At 65.3% G+C, this 23,501-nt stretch carries 20 protein-coding genes; 13 read left to right on the forward strand and 7 right to left on the reverse strand.

Annotated features, from left to right (window positions below; genetic code table 11):
* Positions 1–26: 26 nt before the first annotated feature.
* Together HLG70_RS21065 and HLG70_RS21070 are read right to left on the reverse strand one after the other, a co-directional pair.
* On the reverse strand, positions 27–1,466 hold the full coding sequence (locus tag HLG70_RS21065; RefSeq protein WP_171666266.1) for a YdgA family protein: 1,440 nt from the start codon (positions 1,464–1,466) through the stop codon (positions 27–29).
* Positions 1,467–1,607: 141 nt separating this feature from the next.
* Positions 1,608–3,080, reverse strand: a complete 1,473-nt coding sequence (locus HLG70_RS21070) for a YdgA family protein (protein ID WP_171666264.1) — start codon at positions 3,078–3,080, stop codon at positions 1,608–1,610.
* A 303-nt stretch (positions 3,081–3,383) separates the two neighbouring features.
* Between HLG70_RS21070 and HLG70_RS21075 the strand changes: the two genes are divergently transcribed.
* The 4 genes from HLG70_RS21075 (at position 3,384) to HLG70_RS21090 (ending at position 8,074) form a co-directional block, all read left to right on the forward strand.
* Positions 3,384–4,970 carry a DEAD/DEAH box helicase gene (locus HLG70_RS21075; RefSeq protein WP_171666262.1) on the forward strand — a complete coding sequence of 529 codons (1,587 nt, stop codon included), beginning with the start codon at positions 3,384–3,386 and terminating at the stop codon, positions 4,968–4,970.
* 45 nt (positions 4,971–5,015) lie between these two features.
* Entirely contained in the window at positions 5,016–5,645 is a 630-nt protein-coding gene (locus tag HLG70_RS21080) for a LysE family translocator (RefSeq protein WP_171666260.1), read from the forward strand.
* 110 nt (positions 5,646–5,755) lie between these two features.
* On the forward strand, positions 5,756–7,363 hold the full coding sequence (locus HLG70_RS21085; protein ID WP_171666258.1) for a peptide chain release factor 3: 1,608 nt from the start codon (positions 5,756–5,758) through the stop codon (positions 7,361–7,363).
* A gap of 24 nt (positions 7,364–7,387) precedes the next feature.
* A complete protein-coding gene (locus HLG70_RS21090; RefSeq protein ID WP_171666256.1) occupies positions 7,388–8,074 on the forward strand; it encodes a hypothetical protein in 687 nt (228 codons plus the stop codon).
* 83 nt (positions 8,075–8,157) lie between these two features.
* On the opposite strand, the gene bfr is transcribed toward HLG70_RS21090, so the two are convergent.
* Together bfr and HLG70_RS21100 are read right to left on the reverse strand one after the other, a co-directional pair.
* Positions 8,158–8,634, reverse strand: coding sequence for a bacterioferritin (bfr, locus tag HLG70_RS21095; protein ID WP_013390908.1), 477 nt, complete (start codon positions 8,632–8,634; stop codon positions 8,158–8,160).
* A 369-nt stretch (positions 8,635–9,003) separates the two neighbouring features.
* Positions 9,004–9,918 carry a DMT family transporter gene (locus tag HLG70_RS21100; RefSeq protein ID WP_171666254.1) on the reverse strand — a complete coding sequence of 305 codons (915 nt, stop codon included), beginning with the start codon at positions 9,916–9,918 and terminating at the stop codon, positions 9,004–9,006.
* 133 nt (positions 9,919–10,051) lie between these two features.
* Here HLG70_RS21100 and HLG70_RS21105 point away from each other — a divergent pair, with 133 nt between their 5' ends.
* Positions 10,052–10,909, forward strand: a complete 858-nt coding sequence (locus HLG70_RS21105; protein WP_171666252.1) for a LysR substrate-binding domain-containing protein — start codon at positions 10,052–10,054, stop codon at positions 10,907–10,909.
* Between the two features lie 30 nt (positions 10,910–10,939).
* Here the strand turns inward: HLG70_RS21105 and HLG70_RS21110 are convergent, their stop codons facing one another.
* Together HLG70_RS21110 and rpoN are read right to left on the reverse strand one after the other, a co-directional pair.
* Complete coding sequence (locus HLG70_RS21110; protein ID WP_057286111.1) at positions 10,940–11,221, reverse strand: (2Fe-2S)-binding protein; 282 nt, start codon at positions 11,219–11,221, stop codon at positions 10,940–10,942.
* Between the two features lie 121 nt (positions 11,222–11,342).
* Positions 11,343–12,788 carry an RNA polymerase factor sigma-54 gene (gene rpoN, locus HLG70_RS21115; RefSeq protein ID WP_171666250.1) on the reverse strand — a complete coding sequence of 482 codons (1,446 nt, stop codon included), beginning with the start codon at positions 12,786–12,788 and terminating at the stop codon, positions 11,343–11,345.
* Here rpoN and HLG70_RS21120 point away from each other — a divergent pair.
* Positions 12,787–13,419: a hypothetical protein gene (locus HLG70_RS21120; RefSeq protein WP_171666248.1), complete on the forward strand. Its 633-nt coding sequence runs from the start codon at positions 12,787–12,789 to the stop codon at positions 13,417–13,419. The genes rpoN and HLG70_RS21120 overlap by 2 nt on opposite strands.
* 555 nt (positions 13,420–13,974) lie before the next feature.
* Positions 13,975–15,687 carry a 2-isopropylmalate synthase gene (gene leuA, locus HLG70_RS21125; RefSeq protein ID WP_171666246.1) on the forward strand — a complete coding sequence of 571 codons (1,713 nt, stop codon included), beginning with the start codon at positions 13,975–13,977 and terminating at the stop codon, positions 15,685–15,687.
* 102 nt (positions 15,688–15,789) lie between these two features.
* Here leuA and HLG70_RS21130 read toward each other — a convergent pair whose 3' ends face one another.
* On the reverse strand, positions 15,790–17,118 hold the full coding sequence (locus HLG70_RS21130; protein WP_171666244.1) for an amidase: 1,329 nt from the start codon (positions 17,116–17,118) through the stop codon (positions 15,790–15,792).
* A 321-nt stretch (positions 17,119–17,439) separates the two neighbouring features.
* Between HLG70_RS21130 and HLG70_RS21135 the strand changes: the two genes are divergently transcribed.
* From HLG70_RS21135 to HLG70_RS21160, 6 genes are all read left to right on the forward strand, one after another.
* Entirely contained in the window at positions 17,440–18,453 is a 1,014-nt protein-coding gene (locus HLG70_RS21135) for a substrate-binding domain-containing protein (RefSeq protein ID WP_171666242.1), read from the forward strand.
* A 47-nt stretch (positions 18,454–18,500) separates the two neighbouring features.
* Complete coding sequence (locus HLG70_RS21140; RefSeq protein ID WP_171666240.1) at positions 18,501–19,298, forward strand: phosphodiesterase; 798 nt, start codon at positions 18,501–18,503, stop codon at positions 19,296–19,298.
* Positions 19,299–19,418: 120 nt separating this feature from the next.
* Positions 19,419–20,474 carry an ABC transporter ATP-binding protein gene (locus tag HLG70_RS21145; protein ID WP_171666238.1) on the forward strand — a complete coding sequence of 352 codons (1,056 nt, stop codon included), beginning with the start codon at positions 19,419–19,421 and terminating at the stop codon, positions 20,472–20,474.
* A gap of 33 nt (positions 20,475–20,507) precedes the next feature.
* Positions 20,508–21,803, forward strand: coding sequence for an ABC transporter substrate-binding protein (locus HLG70_RS21150; protein ID WP_171666235.1), 1,296 nt, complete (start codon positions 20,508–20,510; stop codon positions 21,801–21,803).
* Between the two features lie 14 nt (positions 21,804–21,817).
* Entirely contained in the window at positions 21,818–22,693 is an 876-nt protein-coding gene (locus HLG70_RS21155; protein WP_171666233.1) for a carbohydrate ABC transporter permease, read from the forward strand.
* Positions 22,690–23,490: a carbohydrate ABC transporter permease gene (locus HLG70_RS21160; RefSeq protein ID WP_171666231.1), complete on the forward strand. Its 801-nt coding sequence runs from the start codon at positions 22,690–22,692 to the stop codon at positions 23,488–23,490. Before HLG70_RS21155 ends, HLG70_RS21160 begins: the two co-directional genes overlap by 4 nt.
* Positions 23,491–23,501: the final 11 nt, after the last annotated feature.

The following is a 23,501-nucleotide window of genomic DNA, read 5'->3' on the forward strand; positions in this document are numbered from 1 at the left end:
GCCCTGCCATGCCGCCGGCCCCGCGCTCAGTCCGCCAGGACCTTCCCAATGAACGCCTCCAAGGACATGCGTTCGCCGTTGAAGTCCACCTGCCCGTCCCGATAGTCGAGGTTCGCGGCGATCTTGCCGCTATCCATTTTTCCCCATTGTTTGGCGATAAACATGTCGCGCACACTGGCAGCCCTCTCCCCAGCTGCAATCCGCGATGCTTCCCGGGCCTCCCCCTTAAGCTGCATCCGCGCAGCAAACAGGTCGGCCAAACCCTCCGGGGACAGCATCAGCCGGACGGTCAGATTACTCACGGTCTCCTTGGCCATGGTGCGGGGATCGATGTTCCAGAAGGTCGGAGAATCCAGGCCAACGTCCAGGCTGAGCGATGACACGCCGCCGGCTGTCTCCACCTCTAGCGGCGACAGCGTAAAGCTGGGCCGGGCCATCAGGAATTTCACGATATAAGATCCGGCGAGCATTTTGTCCTCCGGAGTGGAGTCGCCGTACGTGTCTGGCCGCAGTTTTTCTGCGTAAGTATCCTGAAATGCCTTGAACGAAGCGACATCCATATCCTTTCCGCCAACAGCCAGTCGCAGCTTGCCCAGGCGCTGGCCTTCCAGGCTGATCGCACCCAGATCCACGGTCAGCGTGCCGTTCATGCGGGCTGCAACCATGTTCGTCTCCACCGTCAGCGCGATGTCCTTCAGGCCGAGCGGCAGCTTGCCCGCCTCGAGGAGCCAGTCCTTGACCGTCACCCTCGTGCCGCTCTTGGCAGCATCTTGCTGCAGGGCCGAATACTCGTGCGAGACCGCAAGGCCTTCGACGGACAACTTGCGCCTGCCTCCTTGCGCGTCGCCCACGATGGGCGCGGATAGCGCCAGTTTCTCTGAAGCGATAGACAACGCGCTTTGCATGCCGTCGGCCGCATAGCTTGCCCGCGCCTTCAGCCCGGAAAAGCTGAGCGTGAACTGCTCATCGGAATACTCGACCGGCGCCACCTCCAGGCCGCCCGAGATGTCCTGGCCATAGCCAAGCACCATGTGAACGGAAGCGGGCACCGCACCCCGCGCCGCCGCGAACCACGCGCTGGCGTCCGGCGTTTCCGCTACCCGGACAAGGCTGGCCGCCATGGCCGGCGCGAACTGCCCGGCAGCCAGCCTGGACGCCGGAAACGGACCATGCTCGATTTTTCCGATGAACTGTAAGTCTAAGTCCCTAACCGGGTTGCCGCCGGCCAGCGCAGTGATCTTCAGGCCGTAACGGACGGTGGACGAGAAGACGCCGCGTTCGAATGACAGTAGCTCAAGCGTGACGGGCATATTCAGTTTCGCTCCCAGACGCTGCACCTGGGCGCTGAGGGCTTGAACCTCGCGCGCGAGGCGGGACTCGACCTGCTTGCCCGTGTACCAAGCCGTGCCCGTCCAGATCGCGGCCAATGCCAACACGGCGCCACCGGCCAGTATCCGCTTCTTCATGATGTCCTCGTCTTTGTATGAGCCGCCCAACGGGACGCTGGCCGTCCCACCACGTAAAAACGGGTTGCCGCGCCTCGTGGCGCGGCAACCCGTCGAGGGCGCGCCGAGGTCTTCCCGGCGCCCCCCCCTTGCACGCGGACTTTAGCGCATGCCGCCCATCGCGCCGCTCATGACCATCATCATGAACTGTTCAACCGGCATCTTCTTGCCGTTGAAGTCCACCTGGCCATCCGCGTAGTTCAGGTAGGTCACGATGTTGTTGTTCTCGACCTTGCCCAGGCCCATCGCGGTGGCCATGGTGCCCACCATTTCAGCCTGGCCCTTGGCCGTCTGCACGGCCTGCTCGGCCGGCACGCCGCGCACCTGCGGTTCGATGGCCATCAGGTCGGCCAGGTTGCCCTTGGACAGCACCAGCTTGGCGTCCAGCTTGCGCAGCGCCTGCATCAGGGTGTCGGAGAAGTCGCCGTCCAGCGTTGCGGGCTTGGCCAGGTCCAGGTTCAGGTTGAACGTGGACGTGCCGTTGGCGGTGCGCACTTCAAGCGGCGACACGGCCAGGGTCGGGTTGCCGGCCAGCAGCTGCTCCAGGTTGGCCTTGAGCACGGCCATTTCCGCATCCGTGAACTCAGGCGTCTGCTGTTCGCCCTTGCTCTGCAGCATGCGGCGCGACGAGGCTTCATAGACGTCGTTCAGCGCCTTCAGGGCCTTGGAGTCCAGCTTCTGCGCGTCGATGGCCAGCTTCATGCCGGCCATGTCCTTGTCCTGCACGTTGATCATGCCGAAGTCCAGGGTCAGCTTGGCGCCCATGGCCGAGCCCGCTTCCGTCAGGTCGGCGGCGATCGTGGTGTCCTTGAACTGGACCGGCGGCCGTTCCTTGGAGTTGATGGTCCAGTTCTTGAACCCCAGCTTCTGGCTGCCGATGAACATTTCGTTCGAGGCCGGCTTCATGTCGCTGTTGAGCGTGATGCCCTGCATGGACATGCGCACGATGTCGCTGGTGTCCGAGGGTCCCGCCAGCACCAGGCTGTCGGCGGCCAGGGAGATGACTCCGTGCTTGGTGCCGGTGGCGTATTCGATATCGCCCTTCATGCCCGAGAAGGCCAGGCTGGTGGCGTCCTTGGCGAATTCCACCGGCGCCACGTCGAACTTGCCCGTGATGTTCTTGGCATAGCTGACGCTGTAGGAGCCCGACAGGGGCGTGGCGCCCTTGGCGGCGGCGAACCATTCCTTGACGGTCGGGGTCTCTTCCAACGAAAAGCGGCTGGCCACCATGGCCGGCATGAACGCGCCGGACTTCAGGTTCGACAGCGGCAGGGGGCCGTGGTCCAGGTGTTCGACGAACAGGAGGTCGCGCTCCAGGGCCGGCTTGCCTTCGGCCGCGGGCACGGTGAACTTCATGCGGTAGCGCGCGGTGGACGAAAACACGCCGCGCTCGAACGACACCAGTTCAGCCACGGCGGCGATGCCCCACTGCTCGCCGGCCTTGGCCAATTCCACATTGGCGGATTCGATTGATTGATTGACGAAGGCCTCGGCCTTTTGGCCCGTGTACCAGGCCGTGCCGGTCCAGACCGCGCCAAGCGCGACGACCACGCCAACTATTGCCGATTTCTTCATTGCAATCCCTTATTCTTCAAATGGATGAAAGCGCACGGATTATAGGGAGAGAGGCCTAGGGAAAACACTTATTTCGTTCATAGTCGATGCAAATTGTTGCTTAATGATACGAACCACCGGATTCTTGCCGGTGCTGCGGCGCCACATCAGCTACAATCCCGCCGTGTGCTTTGCCAATCTGCACACGTCCGCTAGGCCCTTCGCTGCCAAGCTTCGCCCATCAGGGCGCTTCCCTTTTCTCCTTATTCGTCCGCCTGGATTGGAGTCTCTCAACTTGAGCGACGGGCTGCCGCTGGAGTTGTTTTGACTACCTCTTCCCCTTTTGCCGACCTCGGGCTGGCTGATTCCCTGTTGCGCGCCATCGCCGATACCGGCTACACCGCGCCCACGCCTATTCAAGCCCAGGCTATTCCTCAAGTCCTGAAGGGCGGCGACCTGCTCGCGGCCGCCCAGACGGGCACCGGCAAGACCGCCGGCTTCACGCTGCCCATCCTGCATCTGCTGATGCAGCAAAAGCCCGAGCTGCGCAAGCCCGGCCGCCCCCGTTGCCTGATCCTGACCCCGACGCGTGAACTGACCGCGCAGGTCGCGGAATCGGTGCAAACCTACGGCAAGTACACCTCGCTGACGTCCATGGTGATGTTCGGCGGCGTCAATATCAACCCCCAGATTTCCGCGTTGCGCAAGCCGCTGGACATTCTTGTGGCCACCCCGGGCCGCCTGCTGGACCACTGCGGCCAGAAGACGGTGGACCTGTCGGGCGTGGAAATCCTGGTGCTGGACGAAGCCGACCGCATGCTGGACATGGGCTTCATCCGCGACATCCGCAAGATCCTCGCGCTGCTGCCCAAGCAACGCCAGAACCTGCTGTTCTCGGCCACGTTCTCCGACGAGATCCGCACCCTGGCGCGCGGCGTGCTGAACAACCCGGGCGAAGTCTCGGTCACCCCGCGCAACACCGCCACCGAACTGGTCACCCAGACGGTGCACATGGTGGAACAGCACCACAAGCGCGACCTGATCAGCCACATCATCCGTGAAAGCGGCTGGCACCAGGTGCTGGTGTTCACGCGTACCAAGCACGGCGCCAACCGCCTGGCTGAAAAGCTGGTCAAGGACGGCCTGACCGCCGCCGCCATCCACGGCAACAAGAGCCAATCGGCCCGCACCCGCGCGCTGGCCGGCTTCAAGGACAGCACCGTGACCGTGCTGGTCGCGACCGACATCGCCGCCCGCGGCCTGGACATCGACCAGCTGCCCCAGGTGGTGAACTTCGAACTGCCCAACGTGCCGGAAGACTACGTCCACCGCATCGGCCGCACGGGCCGCGCCGGCGCCACCGGCGCCGCGGTTTCGCTCGTCGACAACAGCGAAATCAAGCTCCTCAAGGACATCGAGCGCCTGATCAAGAAGACGATCGAACGCAAGCCCGTGGAAGGCTGGACCCCGTCCGCCACCAGCGCGGCTGCCTTCGAGCGCCAGGAGCGCGATGAAGACGCGCGCAGCCCGCGCGGCGGAAGCCGCAACGGCGGCCGCGGCGGCAACGGCGGCAATGCCGGCCGTGGCAACGGTAATGCCGGCGCGGGCCGTTCGCGTCCCGCTCAAGGCCAGCCCCGCGCCGCCGCCGGCGGCCGTGCGCCCGCCCCGGCCCGTGCCGGCGGCGAAGGCCGCGGCAATGGCGGTTCGCGCGACGGCAAACCCGCTGACCGTCCGGCCCACGCCGGCCGCAACGAAAGCCGTCCGCAACAAGGCCACCGCCATCCCGAAGGATCTTCCCGCCCGACCGGCAACGGTGGTTCGGGGCGCCCGGCTCAGGGGCGCCCGGCTCAGGGGCGCTCGGCTGAGGGTCGCCCGTCCGGCGGCCCGCGCGCGGCATTGCTGAGCAAGTAATATCACCGGCAAACCCAATCCTGCGACCGACGGACCCGCGCCATCATGCCCTTATCTACCTGGTTGACGTTCTTCCTGGCCTCCTGGGCCATTTCGTTCTCACCCGGGGCGGGCGCGATCTCGGCCATGTCGTCTGGCCTGAAATACGGCTTTGCGCGCGGCTACTGGAATACGGCGGGCCTGATTCTGGGCATCCTGTTCCAGTTCGTGGTGGTGGCAGTGGGATTGGGCGCCGTGCTGGCAACGTCCGAAATGGCCTTCAACGTGGTCAAGTACCTGGGCGTGGCCTACCTGATCTACCTGGGTGTGCGCCAGATCCGCACGGACGCCGCGCCGGTCGCGGTGGACACCGGCGATCCGAAGCAGGCGTCCATCCGTGAACTGGTCATGCGCGGCTTCCTGATCAACACCATGAACCCCAAGGGCACGGTGTTCCTGCTGGCCGTCGTGCCGCAGTTCGTGGATCCCGCGCTGGGGCTGACGCAACAGTACGCGGCGCTGGCCGCCACGCTGGCGTTCACGGACCTGGTGGCCATGGGCGTCTACACGCTGCTGGCTGCCCGCGTCCTGCGCCTGTTGCGCGACGCCAAGCACATCCGCTGGATGAACCGCACTTTCGGTTCGCTGTTCATCCTGGCCGGCGTGTTCCTGGCGTCGTTCCGTCGCCATTCCTGAATCTGAAGCGTGGGGCATGCGCCGGCAGCGGCGCGTGCCCCACATGTTTTCGTGCAACGATACCGGACCGCGCCGGCCTAAAAACCGGCGTTACGTAGAATCCTCCGATCATGAGCATCCCCAACGAAGTCGCGCGGCGCCGTACGTTCGCCATCATTTCCCACCCTGACGCGGGCAAGACCACGCTGACGGAAAAGCTGTTGCTGTTCGCGGGCGCGATCCAGATCGCCGGCAGCGTCAAGGCGCGCAAGGCGTCGCGCCACGCCTCGTCCGACTGGATGGAAATCGAAAAGCAGCGCGGCATTTCCGTGGCGTCCTCCGTGATGCAGATGGAATACCGCGACTGCGTCATCAACCTGCTCGACACCCCGGGCCACCAGGACTTCTCCGAAGACACCTACCGGGTGCTGACGGCGGTCGATGCCGCCCTGATGGTGATCGACGCCGCCAACGGTGTCGAGCCGCAAACCATCCGTCTCCTGCAGGTCTGCCGCGCGCGCAACACGCCCATCATCACGTTCATCAACAAGATGGACCGCGAAGTGCGCGAACCGCTGGAACTGCTGTCCGAGATCGAAGGCCACCTGGGCATGGACGCGGTGCCGTTCTCGTGGCCGGTCGGCATGGGCAAGGCGTTTGGCGGCGTGTTCGACATCCGCCGCGACCGCATGCGCGTGTTCCGACCCGGCCAGGAGCGCCGTTCCGACAACGACGACATCATCGAAGGCCTGACCAACCCCGAGATCGCCCGGCGTTTCGGCTCGGCCTTCGACCAGGCCAGCGGCGAGATCGAACTCATCAACGAAGCCGCGCCCGCCTTCGACCGCAATCAGTTCCTGGCCGGCAAGCAGACCCCCGTGTTCTTCGGCTCCGCCATCAACAACTTCGGCGTGCAGGAAGTGCTGGACGCCCTGGTCGAACAGGCGCCGCCCCCGGGCCCGCGCGTTGCCCTGCAGCGCGAAGTGCAGCCCGAAGAGCCCAAGTTCACCGGCGTCGTGTTCAAGGTCCAGGCCAACATGGACCCGGCCCACCGGGACCGCGTCGCGTTCGTGCGCGTCAGCTCGGGCCGCTTTGAACGCGGCATGCGCCTGAAGGTTGCCCGCACCAACAAGGAAATGCGGCCCAACAACGTGGTGTCGTTCCTGTCGCAGCGGCGCGAGCTGCTGGACGAGGCCTATGCCGGCGACGTCATCGGCATCCCCAACCACGGCGTGCTGCAGCTGGGTGATGTGCTGACCGAAGGCGAGACGCTGCAATTCACCGGCCTGCCGTTCTTCGCCCCCGAGCTGTTCCAGGCGGTCGAAGTGAAGGATCCGCTGCGCACGAAACAGCTGCGCACCGGCCTCACCCAATTGGGCGAGGAAGGGGCCATCCAGGTGTTCCGTCCCGAAGCCGCCGGCGGCTCGCTGCTGCTGGGCGCGGTCGGCCAGCTGCAATTCGAAGTGGTCGCCCACCGCCTCAAGACCGAGTACGGCGTGGACGCCCGGATGCTGCCTTCCCGCTACACAATGGCACGTTGGATTACGTCTGAAAACCCCAAGGCGCTGCGCAAGTTCATGGATGCCAATGCCGCCCATATCGCCTATGATGTGGTCGATGCTGCGGCGTTTTTGATCGGTTCTCCCGCGCAGTTGCGCGTTGCCGAAGAACTGTATCCCGATGTGAAATTCCACGCCATGCGGGAGCACGGCGGCAAGGTTTTCGGAGACAAAGCGTAGACCCGTTCGGGTTCCGCATGGCAGATGAGGGTAGCAATGTCTTGGCGTTTATTATTCGCAACGCTCCTGATCGCGCTTGGCGCGTCAGCCTGGGGCGGGATTCAACTGGGTGACTGGCTGGTGGCGCACGCGCCGCCCGCGGCGCCCGCTCCTGGGCAGGATGCGGCGGCATCCCAACAGCCCGTCCTGGACGCCAACGGGCGTCCGTATGTGGCTCAACCTCCCCAACCGCGCATCGACGGCACGCTGGGCGTGCCGGACAAGCCCGCCGACCGCGAATGGCAGGTCAACACGGTCTCGCTGTTCGACACCGTCAGTGACCCCTCCGTGAAAATCTCGCGCGACCGCATCAGCCCCGAGCAAGCCCGCGAAATCGCGGCTGCTTCGCAAGTGCCGCTGCCGTCGGGCACGTCCGACGTCAGCACGCTGGATCTCCAGGTGCCCGGCACCTCCACCGCGATCAACGGTGGCCAGACGCAGGCCGGCGGCTACGGCACGCCCCAGATGGTGCAAGCGCCCCCGCCGCCGCCCAACACGGCGCAGGCGCCCGGCGCGGCCGGCTGGCAGGACGCGCTCAAGCGTGAGCTCGCGCAATGCGCCACGCAGGGCTTCTTCGAGCGTCCTTCGTGCTCATGGAATGCGCGCAACAAGTACTGTGCGCCGAACCGCGCCTGGGGCACGATGGCCGAATGCCCGGCCCGTCCGCAGTAGGTCGGCGCAGCCTGCTCCCGGGCAGGTTTGCTCCAAAAAAAAATGGCGCCTCAAGGGCGCCATTTTTTTATCGCCGGAATGCCTTATTCGGGCACGGACATCTGGCTTTGCAGGTAGTTCTGGATGCCGACCTTGTCGATCAGGTCGATCTGGGTTTCCAGATAGTCGATGTGCTCTTCGGTGTCGTCCAGGATGTCCTGGAACAGATCGCGCGAAACGTAGTCGCGCACCGATTCGCAATGAGCAATCGCTTCCTTGACGGTAGCCTGGGCGCCTTGCTCCAGCTTCAGGTCACAGGCCAGCAGCTCAGGCACGTCTTCACCGATCAGCAGCTTGTGCAGGTCCTGCAGGTTGGGCAGGCCATCCAGCATGAAGATGCGGGCGATCAGGCGATCGGCATGCTTCATCTCTCCGATGGATTCTTCGTACTCATGCTTTCCCAGCTTGTCGAAGCCCCAATGGTTCAGCATGCGGGCATGCAGGAAATATTGGTTGATGGCCGTCAGTTCGTTGGTCAGTTGCTTGTTCAGAAACTGGATGACGGTTTTGTCGCCTTTCATGATGGACTCCTTGCAGTCAGGCGCGACGCGAGCGCATCGCGACAAAGGAGCGCACGATGCCGCGCGTACGCAACCCAGGCAGACTACCACCTGGCGCGGGCCCGCGACTAGCCTTGCGCTGCATTTGGTAAACGGCTTTAGGAGCGCAACAAGAAAGCGACAAGCTAATGAGAATGAGTATGCGTGCGTGATGCCTTGCATGAGCACGGCAGGGTTCATGCGGCCTGCCGGCCATGCATTGCGATGGAATCACCCGATGCATGCGCCGGCGCGCACGCGCGCAGCCGTCTTGCGTCGAGCGAATCGGCGCTGAATCCGCGCCACGCCGCCTCGTTGCTTATCGGCAACCGGCGGCGGGGCATTCGCGGATCACTCCGCCCGGCGTGTCGCCAGCCAGATGCCGAACGCGATCGGAACGATGCCCAGCAGGTCCAGCCAAGAGACCGGTTCGCGCAAGACCAGCCATCCGAACAGCAGGCCCAGCGGCGGCATCAGAAAGTGCAGCGCGCTGGCCGACGTGGCGCTGGCGCGGCCAAGAATCATGAACCACAGGTAGTAGCCGCCCATCGACACGGCGACGATCATGTAGGCCATGCTCCAGAACAGACTGGCCGTCAGCCGCGCGTCGCCGATGTTCTCGTTCAGCAGCGCGAACGGCAGCAAGACCACCGCGCCGGCAAGCGACTGTATGCCCGTTGAGGTCCACAGCCCGGAGCTGGGCTTCAAGCGCTTGTAGAGCAGGGTGCCCGCCACCAGCGCCACCAGGCCGCCCGTCACGAGCAGCGTGCCATGCAGGTCCTCCTGCATGCCCGACAGCCGCGAGCGCAGCACCAGGGCCACGCCAGCCAGCCCCAGGCACAGGCCCAGCATCTTGCGCCAGCTCAGGTGCTCGCCCAGCATCGGGCCGGCCAGCACGCCGATGAGCAGCGGATTGGTGCTGATCAGCACGGCAGTGAAGGCGGAGGACACGGTCGTCATGCCGGACCAGCTCAAGCCCAGGTACAGCGCATTGTTCAGCGCGCCCAGCAGAATCAGGGATGCCAGGTCGCGGCCGGCGGGCAGTTTCCAGCGTCCGCTGGCGGCCGCCACGCCCAGCATCAGCGCGCCCGCAATCAGAAAACGGATCGTCAGCAGCGTCAGCGGCGGGCAGTCCCGGACGGCAATCTTGGCGGCCGCGAACGCCGAACTCCACAGAAAGCAAAATGCAGCGATGGGCGCCAGGCTGACACCTGGAGCGGCATCGGCGGGCAGGGCGGTAGCGGACAAGCTCGGGGAGGCCTTCATGAAGGGGTCCGAATGAAGAGAGCAGCGGCCGCGCAGCGGCGGGATGAGAGGATTCTCCTCGGACGCCGATTCATTGACAAACTCTTTATTCGGATCGAAAGTATTTGAAAATCAAATGCTTTGGAATGCCAAGATGCCCGACCTCGATCTTTTGCACAGCTTTGTCTCGGTGGTGGATGCCGGCGGCTTCACGGCGGCTGGCGAGCGCGTGCACCGCAGCCAGTCCACCGTCAGCCAGCAGATCCGCAAGCTTGAAGAAACGTTGGGCTGCCCGCTGTTCCTGCGCGAGGGGCGCCAGGTCCAGCTGACCGAGGAAGGCGAGCGTTTGCTGGGGTATGCGCGGCGCATGTTGGCGCTGTCCACCGAGGTACGGGAGGCGGTCAGCGGACGCAAGCGCGTGGACGTCATCCGCCTGGGCATCCCGGACGATTTCGCCGCCGACACACTGACCGCGATCGTCGCGGCCTTTGCGCGGGCCCGGCCGACGGTGCAGCTCTCGGTGCGCTGCGACCTCACCGCGGTCCTGACGCGCAGCCTGGAGCGGGGCGACCTGGACGTGGCGCTCGTCAAGCGCGAGCCCGGCGCGGGCGTCGCCCTGGCCGCCTGGCCGGAGCGGCTGCATTGGATCGGCAGCTCCGCACTCCCGCCCCCCACGGAGGAACCCGTGCCGCTGGTGGCGTTTCCACAAGGATGCATCTACCGCAATCGCGCCATTCATGCCCTGGAGGCCGCCGGCCGGCATTGGCGCATCGCCTATGAAAGCCCGAACCTCACCGGCTTGCAAGCCGCGCTGGCCGGCGGCTTGGGGATCGCCCTGCTGGAGCGCCGCTGCATCGGGCAGGGCCACAGGATCGTGGACGCAGCCCTGCCGGCGGTGCCGCCGACGGAACTGGCGCTATGCGTGGCAGGCACGGCGCGCGACGCGGCGCGCCAACTGGCGCTGACCATCCGGGATTTTTGCGAGAAGGAAACGACGCGGCTCGCCGCATGAAGGCAGCGAGCCGAAAAAAGACACCAATGCTCAGGCGATGGCGACCAGCGGGATCGGGAAGCTGCTGTTGGCCGCGGGCGCGCCCGACTCGACCATGGCGGCCGGAGCATTGACCGGAACCGCGATGGAGCGGACGTCGCAAACGCTGGAACAGCGGCCGCCTGGCAAGTATTCGGCGGCGGTTGCCGCGCAGCAGCCGCAGCACGTGGCCACGCCCAGCTCGAATTGCAGGTCGGACAGCGTCGTCGCGCCTCCGTCCACGCTGGCGCGGACTTGGCGTTCGGTGATGGCATTACATACGCAAATGTACATGCGAATGATTATCGAAAATTATTCTTGCGCTGGCAAGCCCCCCGCACGAATAAATTTGCAACGGAATTTGCGCGCAAGCCCTTGAAAATAGGGACAAATTTCCAACAATACGTCCCTTATTTCACCGCATCGAAGCCTGGGCCTTGCGCAGCGCCGCGGGGGCAATTCGCAGCGCTTCGCGGTACTTTGCCACCGTCCGCCGGGCGATCACTATCCCCTGATCGGCCAGTTTTTGCATGATCTGGCTGTCGGACAAGGGCTTGGCCCGGTTCTCGTCGGCCACCATCTGGCGGATGTAGGTCTGCACCGCGGTGGCTGAGGTGGCGTCCCCGCCTTCCGTCGAAACGCCGGCGCCAAAGAACCGCTTGAGTTCCAACGTGCCAAACGGAGTGAGCATGTACTTCTGCGTTGTGGCGCGTGAAATGGTGGATTCATGCAAACCCAGCTCGCCAGCGATGTCCTTCAGGATCAGCGGCCGCATGGCGGCGGGCCCTTGGCTGAAAAAGGCCGTCTGGCGTTCGACGATGGCCTGGGACACCCGGAGGATGGTGTCGAAGCGCTGCTCGACGTTGCGGATCATCCATCTGGCCTGTTGCAACTGGGCCTGCAGGCCCGCATGCGCGGACTCCTTCTGGTTGCCCAGCATCTGGGCATACAGCCCATTGATCTGCAGGCGGGGCACCGCGGCGCTGTTGAGCGTGACCTGCCAGCCGCGCCGGGTCTTGCGCACGATGACGTCCGGCACCGCGTACTCGGCCGCCGGGACGGTCCAGGCCCGCCCCGGACGCGGCTCCAGACGCAGAATCAGGGAGTGCGCCGCACGGAACGTGGCCTCGTCGCAGCCCACCGCCGCGCACAGGCGCGCGGAATTCCCCGTGGCCAGCAGCGGCAGGTGCTGGGCGCAAATCCGCCTGGCACAGGCCAGCACGGCGGCATCCGACGCCTCGGGCAGACGGGCGGGGTCCGGATTGCGCAACTGCAGCTGCAGGCACTCGGCCATGTCCCGCGCGCCGATGCCGACCGGATCAAATGACTGCAACAGGGATAGCGCCGCGCGCAATTCGTCGATATCCGGCTCGAGTTCGGCAGGAAGCCAGCCCAGGATCTCCTCAAGCGGAGAGCCCAGGTAACCGTTGTCGTCCAATTCGTCGATCAGCAGCGACGCGAGCGCGACGTCGCGCGGCGCCGCGCGCGTCAGGGCAAGCTGTCCGAGCAGGTATTCGCGCAAGGTATCCGGCCGGGCCGCCTCGGGCAGGCTGGAGTCGTCATCGGGATACACCCCGCCAGACCCCGGCATCTCGTCAACCGGCGTCTCACGCTCGGCCGCAGGCTCGTCGTCCTGGACGGAGGATTCACGCTCGGATTCGGCTTGCGCCTCGGCCGACGGCGACTCGTCTTCCCGATCCAGCAGCGGATTCTCCGCAAGCACTTGCGAGATCTCGGCCTCGAGCTCGAGCGTGGACAATTGCAACAATCGTATCGATTGCTGCAATTGTGGGGTCAGCGTCAGGTGCTGACCAGGTCGCAGTTCTAAAATTGGGCGGGTCATAGGTACAATATTTTGCATGATGAATCTGACTTCGCCCGCAAGCGTCCGCCAGGACTGCCGACTGATCGGCCAGACCCTGCTCAAACTGGCGCTTCCCCGACTCGTTGTACGCGCGATAGTCATCGCCGTGGCCATCGTGCTTTGGTATCTGGTCGCCTCCTGGATACTGGATTTTGGCAAGCGCATGAACTACGACTTCCTGCATACCCTGGGCCAGCCAACCATGGACATGGCGCAGAAGGTCAATCCTTACATCTGGTGGGTCGTCGCGGGCATCTGGTCCCTGATCGTCTTCTTCCTGGTCCGCGCCTGGTTCTACGCGAGCCTGGCCGCGGGCGCCGCGACGCCGGTCGGTACGGACGTGCTGGCCGACCTGGCGCCGAGCCTGTCGGAAGAATCCCTCGGCGTGCTGCGCTGGACCTGGGGCGACCGCCAGGAGCCCTTCACCGTAGGCGACCTGCGCCGCTCCCTGTCTGAAATCCGCCACAACCGCATCGGCAAGATCGTAATGGTTGCCGAACAGGCCCGGATCCTGGAACCCTCCGCCGAACGCCCGGCCCGCGATCCTCGCGACGACGGCCGCCGCGAAGCCCGCAGTGAGCCGCGAGCCGAACGCTACGTGGAACCCCGCATCGGTCCGGCCCGCTGAAACGCAGGCTCTCCATGCCCCGACACCAGGCCGCCGACAGGCGGCCTTTCTGTTTCCCCCGATTCGGCGCGAGCCGCGTTGTCACCAACAGCCTGATCCGATCGGACCAGCCTCACGGAAACGCAGAAGTGACACCATTCACGCGCCTGTCACAGACCTGATTGGCCCTGGGCGTGCGCGCACGGAAAGCGCGGACGACTAATCCGTCCCCCGCTTTTTCCGTTTGCGCTTCCAAAGAAAGTATGTTTGACTAGCAACCTATGGCCGCTCACCGCCCCCCCTTCGCGATTGCCACCGGACGCATTGCCGCTCCGGTTGCCGGCCTGCGCGCTCGTTCCTCCTTCGCGCTATCGCTACTGCTACCGATCGGTTGCCGGGCCTAGTGTCCCCGTGGTAGCTCGGCAGCCACGTTTGCCACACGCGATTTCCCCCTTTTATCTCTGAATCCTGCCGGTCCATCACGGCAAACCCTGGCACAAGACCGTCATCCGGTCGCATGCGCCGCCGAGAACCCTGTTCTCCCGGGATTCAAAAGAAACCGATCGAGGTGTAGTAATGATGCTTGCCAACCCCGCCACCAAATACGTCCCCTTCGCGCCCTTTGCCCGCGACTTCTCCGAACGCACCTGGCCCAGCCGCCGCATCACCAAGGCGCCGATCTGGATGAGCACGGATTTGCGCGACGGCAACCAGGCGCTGATCGAGCCGATGAGCGTGGAACGCAAGGTCCGCTTCTTCGAACAACTCGTGAAGATCGGCTTCAAGGAAATCGAAGTGGGCTTTCCGTCGGCCTCCCAAACCGACTTCGACTTCGTGCGCAAGCTCATCGACGAAAAGCGCATTCCCGACGACGTGACCATCATCGTGCTGACCCAGTCGCGCGAAGACCTGATCAGCCGTACGGTGGAAGCGGCCGCGGGCGCCAAGCAAGCCATCGTCCACATGTACAACGCCTGCGCGCCGGCCTTCCGCAAGGTCGTGTTCAACATGTCGAAGGAAGAGATCAAGAGCATCGCCACCACCGGCACGCGCCTGATCAAGCAATACACCTCGCAGCGCCCCGAGACCAAATGGAGCTACGAGTATTCGCCCGAAGTCTTCAGCACCACCGAACCCGAATTCGCGCTTGAAGTCTCGGATGCCGTGGCCGATGTCTGGCAGCCCACGCCCGATCACAAGATGGTCTTGAACCTGCCGGCCACGATCGAGGCCACCAGCCCCAATCTGTATGCCGACCAGATCGAATGGATGCACAAGAACCTGGCGCGCCGCGACAGCATCGTGCTCAGCGTGCATCCGCATAACGACCGCGGCACCGCCGTTGCCGCCGCCGAATTCGCCGTGATGGCCGGCGCCGACCGCATCGAAGGCTGCCTGTTCGGCAGCGGCGAACGCACCGGCAACGTTGACCTCGTCACGCTGGCCTTGAACCTCTACACGCAGGGCGTGCATCCGGGCCTGGACTTCTCCGACATCGACGAAGTGCGCCGCTGCGCCGAGTACTGCAACCAGTTGCCCGTCCACCCGCGCCACCCGTACGCGGGCGACCTCGTCTTCACCGCGTTCTCCGGTTCGCACCAGGACGCGATCAAGAAGGGCTTCGCCTTGCAGCAGCCCGACGCCATTTGGGAAGTGCCTTACCTCCCGATCGACCCGGCCGACCTCGGCCGCAGCTACGACGCCGTGATCCGCGTCAACAGCCAGTCGGGCAAGGGCGGCGTGTCGTACCTGCTTGAACAGGAACACGGCCTGGTGTTGCCGCGCCGCTTGCAGATCGAATTCAGCCGCGCCATCCAGCGCGTCACCGACGAAACCGGCCGCGAAGTCACCGCCGACGACGTCCACACGATCTTCAACCGCGAGTACCTCGAACAGAAGACGCCGTGGAAGCTGATCCGCCATCGCATCGACGGCAATCCGTCGGCCGGCGAAGGCCAGCATTTCAGCATCGAAGCCGAGCTCGAATACAACGGCGAACGCCGCATCGTGACGGGCAAGGGCGACGGCGCCATTTCCGCCTTCGTGGCCGCGCTGGACGTGCCCGTGCGCATCATGGACTACCACGAGCACGCCATCGGCACCGGCACCGGCACGCGCGCCGCTTCCTACGTGGAACTGCGCGTCGGCGAGTCCAGCACGGGCTTTGGCGTAGGCATCGACCGCGACATCGTGACGGCATCGTTCCAGGCCGTGCTGAGCGCCGTGAACCGCCACATCAATTCGGGTGCCGTGACGGCCACCGAACAAGAAGCCGCCGAAACCGCGTGATCCGCGCTCCGGCCTGAGCAATGCCCCCGGCCCGCTACCCCGGCTGGGGGCAGCAAAAAAGCCCGCCTTATCCGGCGGGCCTTCTTTTTGTCCATTGCGTATTCAGCCGCGCGGCCACATGTCGGATGCGCCGATATCCGGGGCAATGGCCGCCAGCAGGCGCGCATGGACCCAGGCGGCGATCGCCAGCGTGCGGTGATCGGCATAGCGTTGCCCCACCAGCTGCAGGCCCACGGGCAGGCCTTGCGGGCCGGTCGCGAACGGCAGGTTCAGGCAGGGCAGGCCGAACAGCGTCCAGGCGCGCGAAAACTGCGGATCGCCCGTGCCCAGGTCGGCGAATGGCGCTTCGCCGCTGGCGCTGGGGGCAAGCAGCACGTCGTATTGCTCGAACCATGCGTCCACGCGCGCGCGCGACTCGGCGGCGCGGGCCAGGTTCTTGATGTGCTCTTCGGCGCTGATCTGCGCGCCGGCCTCGAGTATGGCCTGGATCTTGGGGCTGAGCTGCGCGGCGTGCTCCAGCCGTTCATAGGCGAGCGACTGCGAGGCCTCGAACGCCATGATGTCCGCGTGCAATTGCACCAGCATGCAATGCTCGGGCGGGAGCGGCACCTCTTCCACGATGGCGCCCGCGCGCGAAAGCGTGGCCGCGGCCTGCGCGAAGGCTTCCTTGGTTTCGGCCTGCGCATGGCGCCATTGCAGGCTGCGGTACATGCCGATGCGCGGCTTGCCCTCATAGGACAGGTCCAGCATGCGGGCGTCCCGCATCAGGACCGCCGCGAACAGCGCGACGTCGGGCACCGACCGCGCGAAGCCGCCCACGGTGTCCAGCGATTCCGCCAGGCTTTTGACGCCGGCGCGGGGGATGCCGCCGAAGGTGGGCTTGAAGCCTACGATGCCGCAATAGGACGCGGGCCGGATGATCGAGCCCGCGGTCTGGGAACCCAGCGCGAAAGGCACCATGTCGTCGGCCACCGCGGCGGCCGAGCCGCTGGACGAACCGCCGGGCGTGTAGGCCTCGTTGCGCGGGTTGCGCGTGGGGCCGGCCTGGTAGGTGGCGAACTCGGTGGTCACGGTCTTGCCGATGACAATGGCGCCCGCGCCACGGCACAGCGCCACCGATGCGGCATCCAGCCCGGGACGATGGCGGTCGTAGATGGGCGAGCCGTAGCGGGTGGGTAGGTCCGCCGTGTCGAACAGGTCTTTGACGCCGATGGGCAAGCCATGCAGCGGACCGCGCAGAGCGCCGCGGTCGAGTTCTTCGGCCTGATCCAGCGCGGCCTGCTTTTGCAGGGCGGTCCAGGCATGAACGGTGTTCTCGCGTTGTTCGATGCGCGCAAAGCAGGCGCGCACCAATTGCACCGCGGTTAATTCGCGCCGTTGCAGCTTGCGCGCGGCTTCAAGCGCGCCAAGTCTGTTTAAGGCAGTAGACATGGTCCTTTCCTCTTTACCGGTGCCGCGCCTGATGCGCGGTAACTGAACTCCGCACCCGGTCCCCTTGACCGAGGGTCTGCCCGATCCTGCAATGCGGCGATGAGCCGCGCGGCCGGAGCAGACCGATCCTTGCCATTGTGCGCGCCGCGTCAATTGGGAAAAACACTGAAAACACCTGATTTTCCCGGGAAAAATACGCGAGCCGCGCCATGGCTTTGTGTTGTTGCGTCGTCACCAGCATAGCGCAAACCCGTGCAACACAAAGGTCATATTTGTCTTGTAAGATGAAAACGTTTTCAGCAACCCGGCAGCAATGCAGCCATGGCTACGCGCTCGTCGCCCCGCTTTTCCATCATTGAAGTGGCTCGCAAGGCGGGGGTATCGCCGGCGACGGTTTCGCGCGCGTTCAACCAGCCGGAAATCGTGCATCCCGATACCCTGGCGCACATCCGCAACGTCGCCAAGCGCGCGGGTTTCCGGCCCAATCGCGTGGGCCGCAGCCTGCGCTCGGGCAGCACGCGCACCATCGGACTGATCCTGCCGACGCTGTCCAATCCCGTATTCGCCGAATGCTTCGAAGGCGCGGAACGGCGCGCGCGCGAATCGGGCTACAGCGTCATGCTGACCGCCACCGGCTACGACCCCGCGGTGGAGTCGGCGGCGGTGCAGGGGCTGATAGACCATCAGGTGGATGGACTGATCCTGACGGTGGCGGACGTGAGCAAGAGCGCCACGCTGGACGACCTGGACCACGCCGGCATCCCCTACGTTCTGGTCTACAACGAATCCTCCGACCATCCCTTCGCATCGGTCGACAACCGCGCCGCTGCCAGCGACATGGTGGCCCACCTGGCCGCGATGGGTCACCGGCGCATCGCCCTGGTGACCGGTCCGCTGACCGCTTCGGACCGGGCCCGCCGCCGCCTGATGGGCGCGCGCGCCTGCGCCAAGAAACTGGGCCTGGAGGCCATCCAGCACATCGCCATGAGCTCGCACACCGGCAGCGACGCGGATGCGCTGAAGGCCGCGCTGCGCGGCAAGCAGGCGCCCACCGCCCTGTTCTGCTCCAACGACCTGCTGGCCACCGCGGTGATCGCGGACCTGGTCGGGCTGGGGCTGTCCGTGCCCGCCGACATCTCGGTGTGCGGCTTTGACGGCATGCGCTTCGGCGCCTTGCTGACTCCGCCGCTGACCACGGTTGCCCAGCCCAGCGACGGCATCGGGCAGACCGCATGCTCCAACCTGCTGGCTCAGATCAATGGCCAGCCGCCGCAATCGAACCGCCTGCCGCATTGCATCGTCGTGGGCGGCACCGCGGCGTCCGTGCGCCGCTAGCGGGCGCACTCCATCCCTTCCCGACAACCTTCAGATTTTCACGCGTCATGCTCATCGCACAAATCACCGACCTGCACATGCGCACCCCCGGCGACAAGGCCTACGGCATCATCGATCCGGCCGCCTTCCTGGCGCCCGCGGTGCGCGCGCTCAATGCCCTGACGCCGCGGCCCGACTGCGTGCTGATCACGGGCGACCTCACCGACCTGGGCAAGCCCGTGGAGTATCAGGCGCTGCGCGACCATCTGCAAGCGCTGGAGATCCCGTACTTCCTGTTGCCCGGCAACCACGACGATCGCGCCCAGCTGCGCGCCGCCTTCCCCGACCACGCCTATCTGCAGGGCGAGGGGCCGTTCATCCAGTATGCCGTCGAGACCTACCCGCTGCGCATGCTGGCGCTGGACACCGTGGTGCCGATGAAGAGCCACGGCGAACTGTGCCAGGACCGCCTGGACTGGCTGGCCACCCGCCTGGCCGAACAGCCCGGCCGTCCCACGCTGGTGCTGATGCATCACCCGCCATTCCTGACCGGCATCGAGCACATGGATGCCATCGGCCTGTTGGCCGGCGCGCCGGAACTGGAGCGCATCGTGGCGCGCTTTCCGAACGTGGAGCGAGTGTTGTGCGGCCACTTGCACCGCACCATCTTCCAGCGCTTCGGCGGCACCATCGCATCCACCTGTCCCGGAACCGCTCACCAGCTTGCGCTGGAGCTGGGGCCGCGCCCAACGCTGCAATACATCATGGAACCGCCGGGCTACCAGCTGCATTGGTGGCACGGCGGCAACCTGGTCACGCATCACGCGGTTATTGGGGAATACCCCGGCCCTTATCCCTTTGGCTGAGGCCGACGCTAGACTACAAACCCTTGCTCTGCCACATATCCGTCATGTTTGCGCTGCACAATGAAAAGGTTTTCATAACAGGCAACAATGCGGATCTAACAATTAGATCTTCGAGACAGCATGTCATCCATCGTTCTGGATAACCTCACCAAACAGTACGGCGGCGCGGCCGCGATCCACGGCGTGAGCTTCACGGTTCCTGCCGGCAGCTTCACGGTCCTGCTGGGTCCGTCGGGCTGCGGCAAGTCCACCACCTTGCGCATGATCGCCGGACTGGACACCCCCACCTCGGGCACCATCCGCATCGGTGACCGCGACGTGACGCAGTTGCCGCCGGCCAAGCGCCGCATCTCGATGGTGTTCCAGTCGTACGCGCTGTTTCCCCATCTGTCGGTGCGCGAGAACATCCTGTTCGGCCTGAAGGTGCGCAAGGAGCCCGCGCGCGACTACGACCGCCGCCTGCAGCGCGTGGCCGGCCTGCTGGGCCTGGGCCATCTGCTGGACCGCAAGCCGTCGCAGTTGTCCGGCGGGCAGCAGCAGCGCGTGGCGCTGGGCCGCGCCGTGATTTCCGAAGCGCCCGTCTGCCTGATGGATGAGCCGCTGTCCAACCTGGACGCACAGCTGCGCCACGAAATGCGGCGCGAGATCCGCGCCCTGCAGCAGAGCCTGGGCATCACGATGGTGTACGTCACACACGACCAGACCGAGGCCATGAGCATGGCCGACCAGGTGGTGTTGCTGCGCGGCGGCCAGATCGAACAGCACGACACGCCCGACGCTTTGTACGCGCGTCCGGCCAGTGAATTCGCGGCGCGCTTCATCGGCACGCCCCCCATGAACCTGATCGGCCTCGCGACGCAGCAAGGCGCCACGGTCATCGCCGGCACGCAGGGCCCCGCCATCGCGGGCGCGCCAGCCGGCGCCATGAAGCTGGGCGTACGCCCGGAGCACATCCGTCTCGACGGCGACGGCATCCCCGCCACCGTGGAAAGCGTGGAGTACTTCGGCGCGGACTCCATCGTGGTGTGCCGGGTCGGCGATACCAGCGGCGTGGCCGTGCGGGTGGGCGGCCATCTGCGCGCCAGCGCCGGCGAGGCATTGCGCCTGTCCTGGCCGGACGAGCAACAGCATTTCTTTGCCGCCGATTCGGCGGTCATCAACACCGTCGGGCACTAAAAGACGCCCAATCCACAGGAAAGGAAACACAACATGCGACGCATCGTACTGAAGACCCTGGCCGCCAGCCTGGCCGCCGCCTGCCTGTCGTTGCCTGTGCAGGCGCAGAACAAGCCCGTCGAGGTGGAGTTCTATTACCCTGTCGCGGTCGGCGGCCCGATCACCAAGATCGTCGACGACATGGTGGCGGATTTCCAGAAGGAAAATCCCAACATCAAGATCAAGCCGATCTACGCCGGCTCGTATCAGGACTCCATCGCCAAGGCGCTGACCGCGCTCAAGGGCGGCACGCCGCCCCAGCTGGCCGTGCTGCTGTCCACCGACATGTTCACGCTGATCGACGAGGACGCCATCGTTCCGATCGACAGCCTGGCCAAGAGCGACGCCGACAAGAAGTGGCTGGGCGGCTTCTACGACGCCTTCATGCAGAACAGCCGCAGCGGCGGTCACACCTGGGGCGTGCCGTTCCAGCGTTCGACTATCGTCATGTACTACAACAAGGACCTGTTCAAGGCCGCGGGCCTGGACCCCGAGCGCGCGCCCGCCACCTGGGCCGAGCTGGTCGAGTACGGCAAGAAGCTGACCAAGCAGGACGCCTCCGGCAACACCACGCAGTGGGGCATCGAGATCCCCTCGGGCGGCGCATTCGCCTACTGGCTGTTCCAGGCGCTGACCACGCCCAACGGCGCGATCCTGATGAACGAGGCCGGCAACGAGGTCTACCTGGACAAGCCCGCCGTGGTGGAAGCCGCCCAGTTCTGGCGCGACCTGTCGGCCAAGCACAAGATCATGCCGACCGGCACGATCGACTGGGGCACCACGCCCAAGGACTTCCTGGAAAAGAAGGCGGCCATGGTGTGGACCACGACCGGCAACCTGACCAACATCCGCAAGAACGCCGACTTCCCGTTCGGCGTGGCCATGATGCCGCAGCAAAAGCGTGGCGGCAGCCCGACGGGCGGCGGCAACTTCTATATCTTCAAGAGCGGCACGCCGGAGCAGCAGCAGGCGGCGCTGAAGTTCGCGCAATGGGTCACCACGCCGGAACGCGCGGCCGACTGGAGCATCGCCACGGGTTATGTAGCGGTGACGCCGGCTGCCTGGCAGACCGAAAAGATGAAGAAGTATGCGCAGGAAGTGCCGGCCGCCGCGGTCGCGCGCGACCAGCTGGAAGTCAGCGTGGCGGAATTCTCCACGCATGAAAATCAGCGCGTCACCAAGACCCTTAACGACGCCTTGCAAGCAGCCCTGACGGGCTCGAAGACGCCGCAACAGGCCCTGACCGACGCGCAGCGCGAGGCTGACCGCATACTGCGCTCCTACAAGTAAACCGACCCAGCACGATGAGCCGCTCTTTAAACGCGCTTTATGGCTGGCTGCTGTTGCTGCCAGCCATCGTGCTGCTCGCCGCGTTCACGCACTATCCTGCGCTGGCGACGCTATGGCACAGCTTTTTCTCCACCCCCAAGGGCGCGCGCCCGGCCCGCTTCGTCGGGCTGGACAACTACGCGGTCATGCGCGACGACCCGGTGTTCTGGCAATCGCTCTGGAACAACCTGTGGTTCGCGCTGGGCACCATCCCCACATCGATCGGCATCGCGCTGATCATGGCGCTCTGGGTGAACCGCAACCTGCGCGGCCGCGGGTTCCTGCGCATGGCGTACTTCACGCCGACCGTGCTTCCCATGGTGGCGGTGGCCAACATCTGGCTGTTCTTCTACACACCGCAGTACGGGCTGATCGCGCAGGTGATGGGCTGGTTCGGCTCGCCCGGCCCGAACTGGCTGGGCAACCGCGAGACCGCGCTGCCCGCGCTGATGCTGGTGACAGTATGGAAGGAGGCAGGCTTCTTCATGATCTTCTACCTGGCCGCCCTGCAGACGGTATCGCCGTCGCTGCGCGAAGCCGCCATGCTGGAAGGGGCGTCGCGCTGGCAGTACTTCCGGCGCATCCTGTGGCCGCTCCTGATGCCCACCACGCTCTTCGTGCTGATCAACGCCTTGATCAACGCGTTCCGGCTGGTGGACCACGTGGTCGTCATGACGCGCGGCGGCCCTGACAACGCCAGCACGCTGCTGCTTTACTACATCTACCAGGTGGGTTTCAGTTTCTGGGACACGGCTTATGCCGCCACGCTGACCGTCGTGTTGCTGGTGGTGCTGGCGCTGACGGCGCTGATCAAGTTCCGCTGGCTGGACCGCAGGACGCACTATCAATGAAAGACAAGCTCGATACCCTGGGCGCCTGGGCGCTGGGCCTGTTGTGGATCCTGCCCCTGGCCTATGCCATGTGGGCGGCGTTCCATCCGCCCGCCTACGCGACCCGCTTTGAACTGTTCGCGCCGCTGACGCTGGACAACTTCGTGCGCGCCTGGCACGCGGCGCCGTTCCCGCGCTACTTCCTGAACACCTTCGTGCTGGTCACGATGGTGCTGGCGGCGCAACTGGTGCTGTCCACCCTGGCCGGCTACGCATTCGCGCGCTTCGAATTCCGCGGCCGCGACTTCGTCTTCATGCTGGTGCTGCTGCAGCTGATGATCATGCCCGATGTGCTGCTGGTGGAAAACTACCGTTCCATGAGCCAGCTCGGCATCCGCGACACGGTTTTCGCCATCGGCCTGCCGTACTTCGCGTCGGCCTTCGGCATCTTCCTGCTGCGCCAGACCTTCAAGACGGTGCCGCGCGAACTGGAAGAAGCGGCCCGCATGGAAGGCGCCAACGCCCTGCAGATCCTCTGGAAGGTGTACGTGCCGCTGGCCAAGCCGATCTACGTGGCCTATGGGCTGGTGTCGGTCAGCCACCACTGGAACAACTTCCTGTGGCCGCTGATCATCACCAACTCGGTGGAATCCCGGCCGCTGACGGTGGGCCTGCAGGTGTTCTCGTCCACCGACCAGGGCATCGACTGGTCGGTCATCACCGCGGCCACCCTGATGTCGGCCGCGCCGCTCCTGATCGCCTTCCTGCTGTTCCAGCGCCAGTTCGTGCAGTCGTTCATGCGGGCGGGGATACGCTAGGCGCGTGGGGT

Source organism: Achromobacter deleyi (assembly GCF_013116765.2).
GTDB lineage: Bacteria > Pseudomonadota > Gammaproteobacteria > Burkholderiales > Burkholderiaceae_B > Achromobacter > Achromobacter deleyi_A.

Coding starts and splice junctions, on each gene's coding strand:
- HLG70_RS21065 (WP_171666266.1), bottom strand. CDS start 1,466: ATGAAGAAGCGGATACTGGCCGGTGGCGCCGTGTTGGCATTGGCCGCG.
- HLG70_RS21070 (WP_171666264.1), bottom strand. CDS start 3,080: ATGAAGAAATCGGCAATAGTTGGCGTGGTCGTCGCGCTTGGCGCGGTC.
- HLG70_RS21080 (WP_171666260.1), top strand. CDS start 5,016: ATGCCCTTATCTACCTGGTTGACGTTCTTCCTGGCCTCCTGGGCCATT.
- HLG70_RS21085 (WP_171666258.1), top strand. CDS start 5,756: ATGAGCATCCCCAACGAAGTCGCGCGGCGCCGTACGTTCGCCATCATT.
- HLG70_RS21090 (WP_171666256.1), top strand. CDS start 7,388: ATGAGGGTAGCAATGTCTTGGCGTTTATTATTCGCAACGCTCCTGATC.
- bfr (WP_013390908.1), bottom strand. CDS start 8,634: ATGAAAGGCGACAAAACCGTCATCCAGTTTCTGAACAAGCAACTGACC.
- HLG70_RS21100 (WP_171666254.1), bottom strand. CDS start 9,918: ATGAAGGCCTCCCCGAGCTTGTCCGCTACCGCCCTGCCCGCCGATGCC.
- HLG70_RS21105 (WP_171666252.1), top strand. CDS start 10,052: ATGCCCGACCTCGATCTTTTGCACAGCTTTGTCTCGGTGGTGGATGCC.
- HLG70_RS21110 (WP_057286111.1), bottom strand. CDS start 11,221: ATGTACATTTGCGTATGTAATGCCATCACCGAACGCCAAGTCCGCGCC.
- HLG70_RS21120 (WP_171666248.1), top strand. CDS start 12,787: ATGATGAATCTGACTTCGCCCGCAAGCGTCCGCCAGGACTGCCGACTG.
- rpoN (WP_171666250.1), bottom strand. CDS start 12,788: ATGCAAAATATTGTACCTATGACCCGCCCAATTTTAGAACTGCGACCT.
- leuA (WP_171666246.1), top strand. CDS start 13,975: ATGATGCTTGCCAACCCCGCCACCAAATACGTCCCCTTCGCGCCCTTT.
- HLG70_RS21130 (WP_171666244.1), bottom strand. CDS start 17,118: ATGTCTACTGCCTTAAACAGACTTGGCGCGCTTGAAGCCGCGCGCAAG.
- HLG70_RS21135 (WP_171666242.1), top strand. CDS start 17,440: ATGGCTACGCGCTCGTCGCCCCGCTTTTCCATCATTGAAGTGGCTCGC.
- HLG70_RS21140 (WP_171666240.1), top strand. CDS start 18,501: ATGCTCATCGCACAAATCACCGACCTGCACATGCGCACCCCCGGCGAC.
- HLG70_RS21145 (WP_171666238.1), top strand. CDS start 19,419: ATGTCATCCATCGTTCTGGATAACCTCACCAAACAGTACGGCGGCGCG.
- HLG70_RS21150 (WP_171666235.1), top strand. CDS start 20,508: ATGCGACGCATCGTACTGAAGACCCTGGCCGCCAGCCTGGCCGCCGCC.
- HLG70_RS21155 (WP_171666233.1), top strand. CDS start 21,818: ATGAGCCGCTCTTTAAACGCGCTTTATGGCTGGCTGCTGTTGCTGCCA.
- HLG70_RS21160 (WP_171666231.1), top strand. CDS start 22,690: ATGAAAGACAAGCTCGATACCCTGGGCGCCTGGGCGCTGGGCCTGTTG.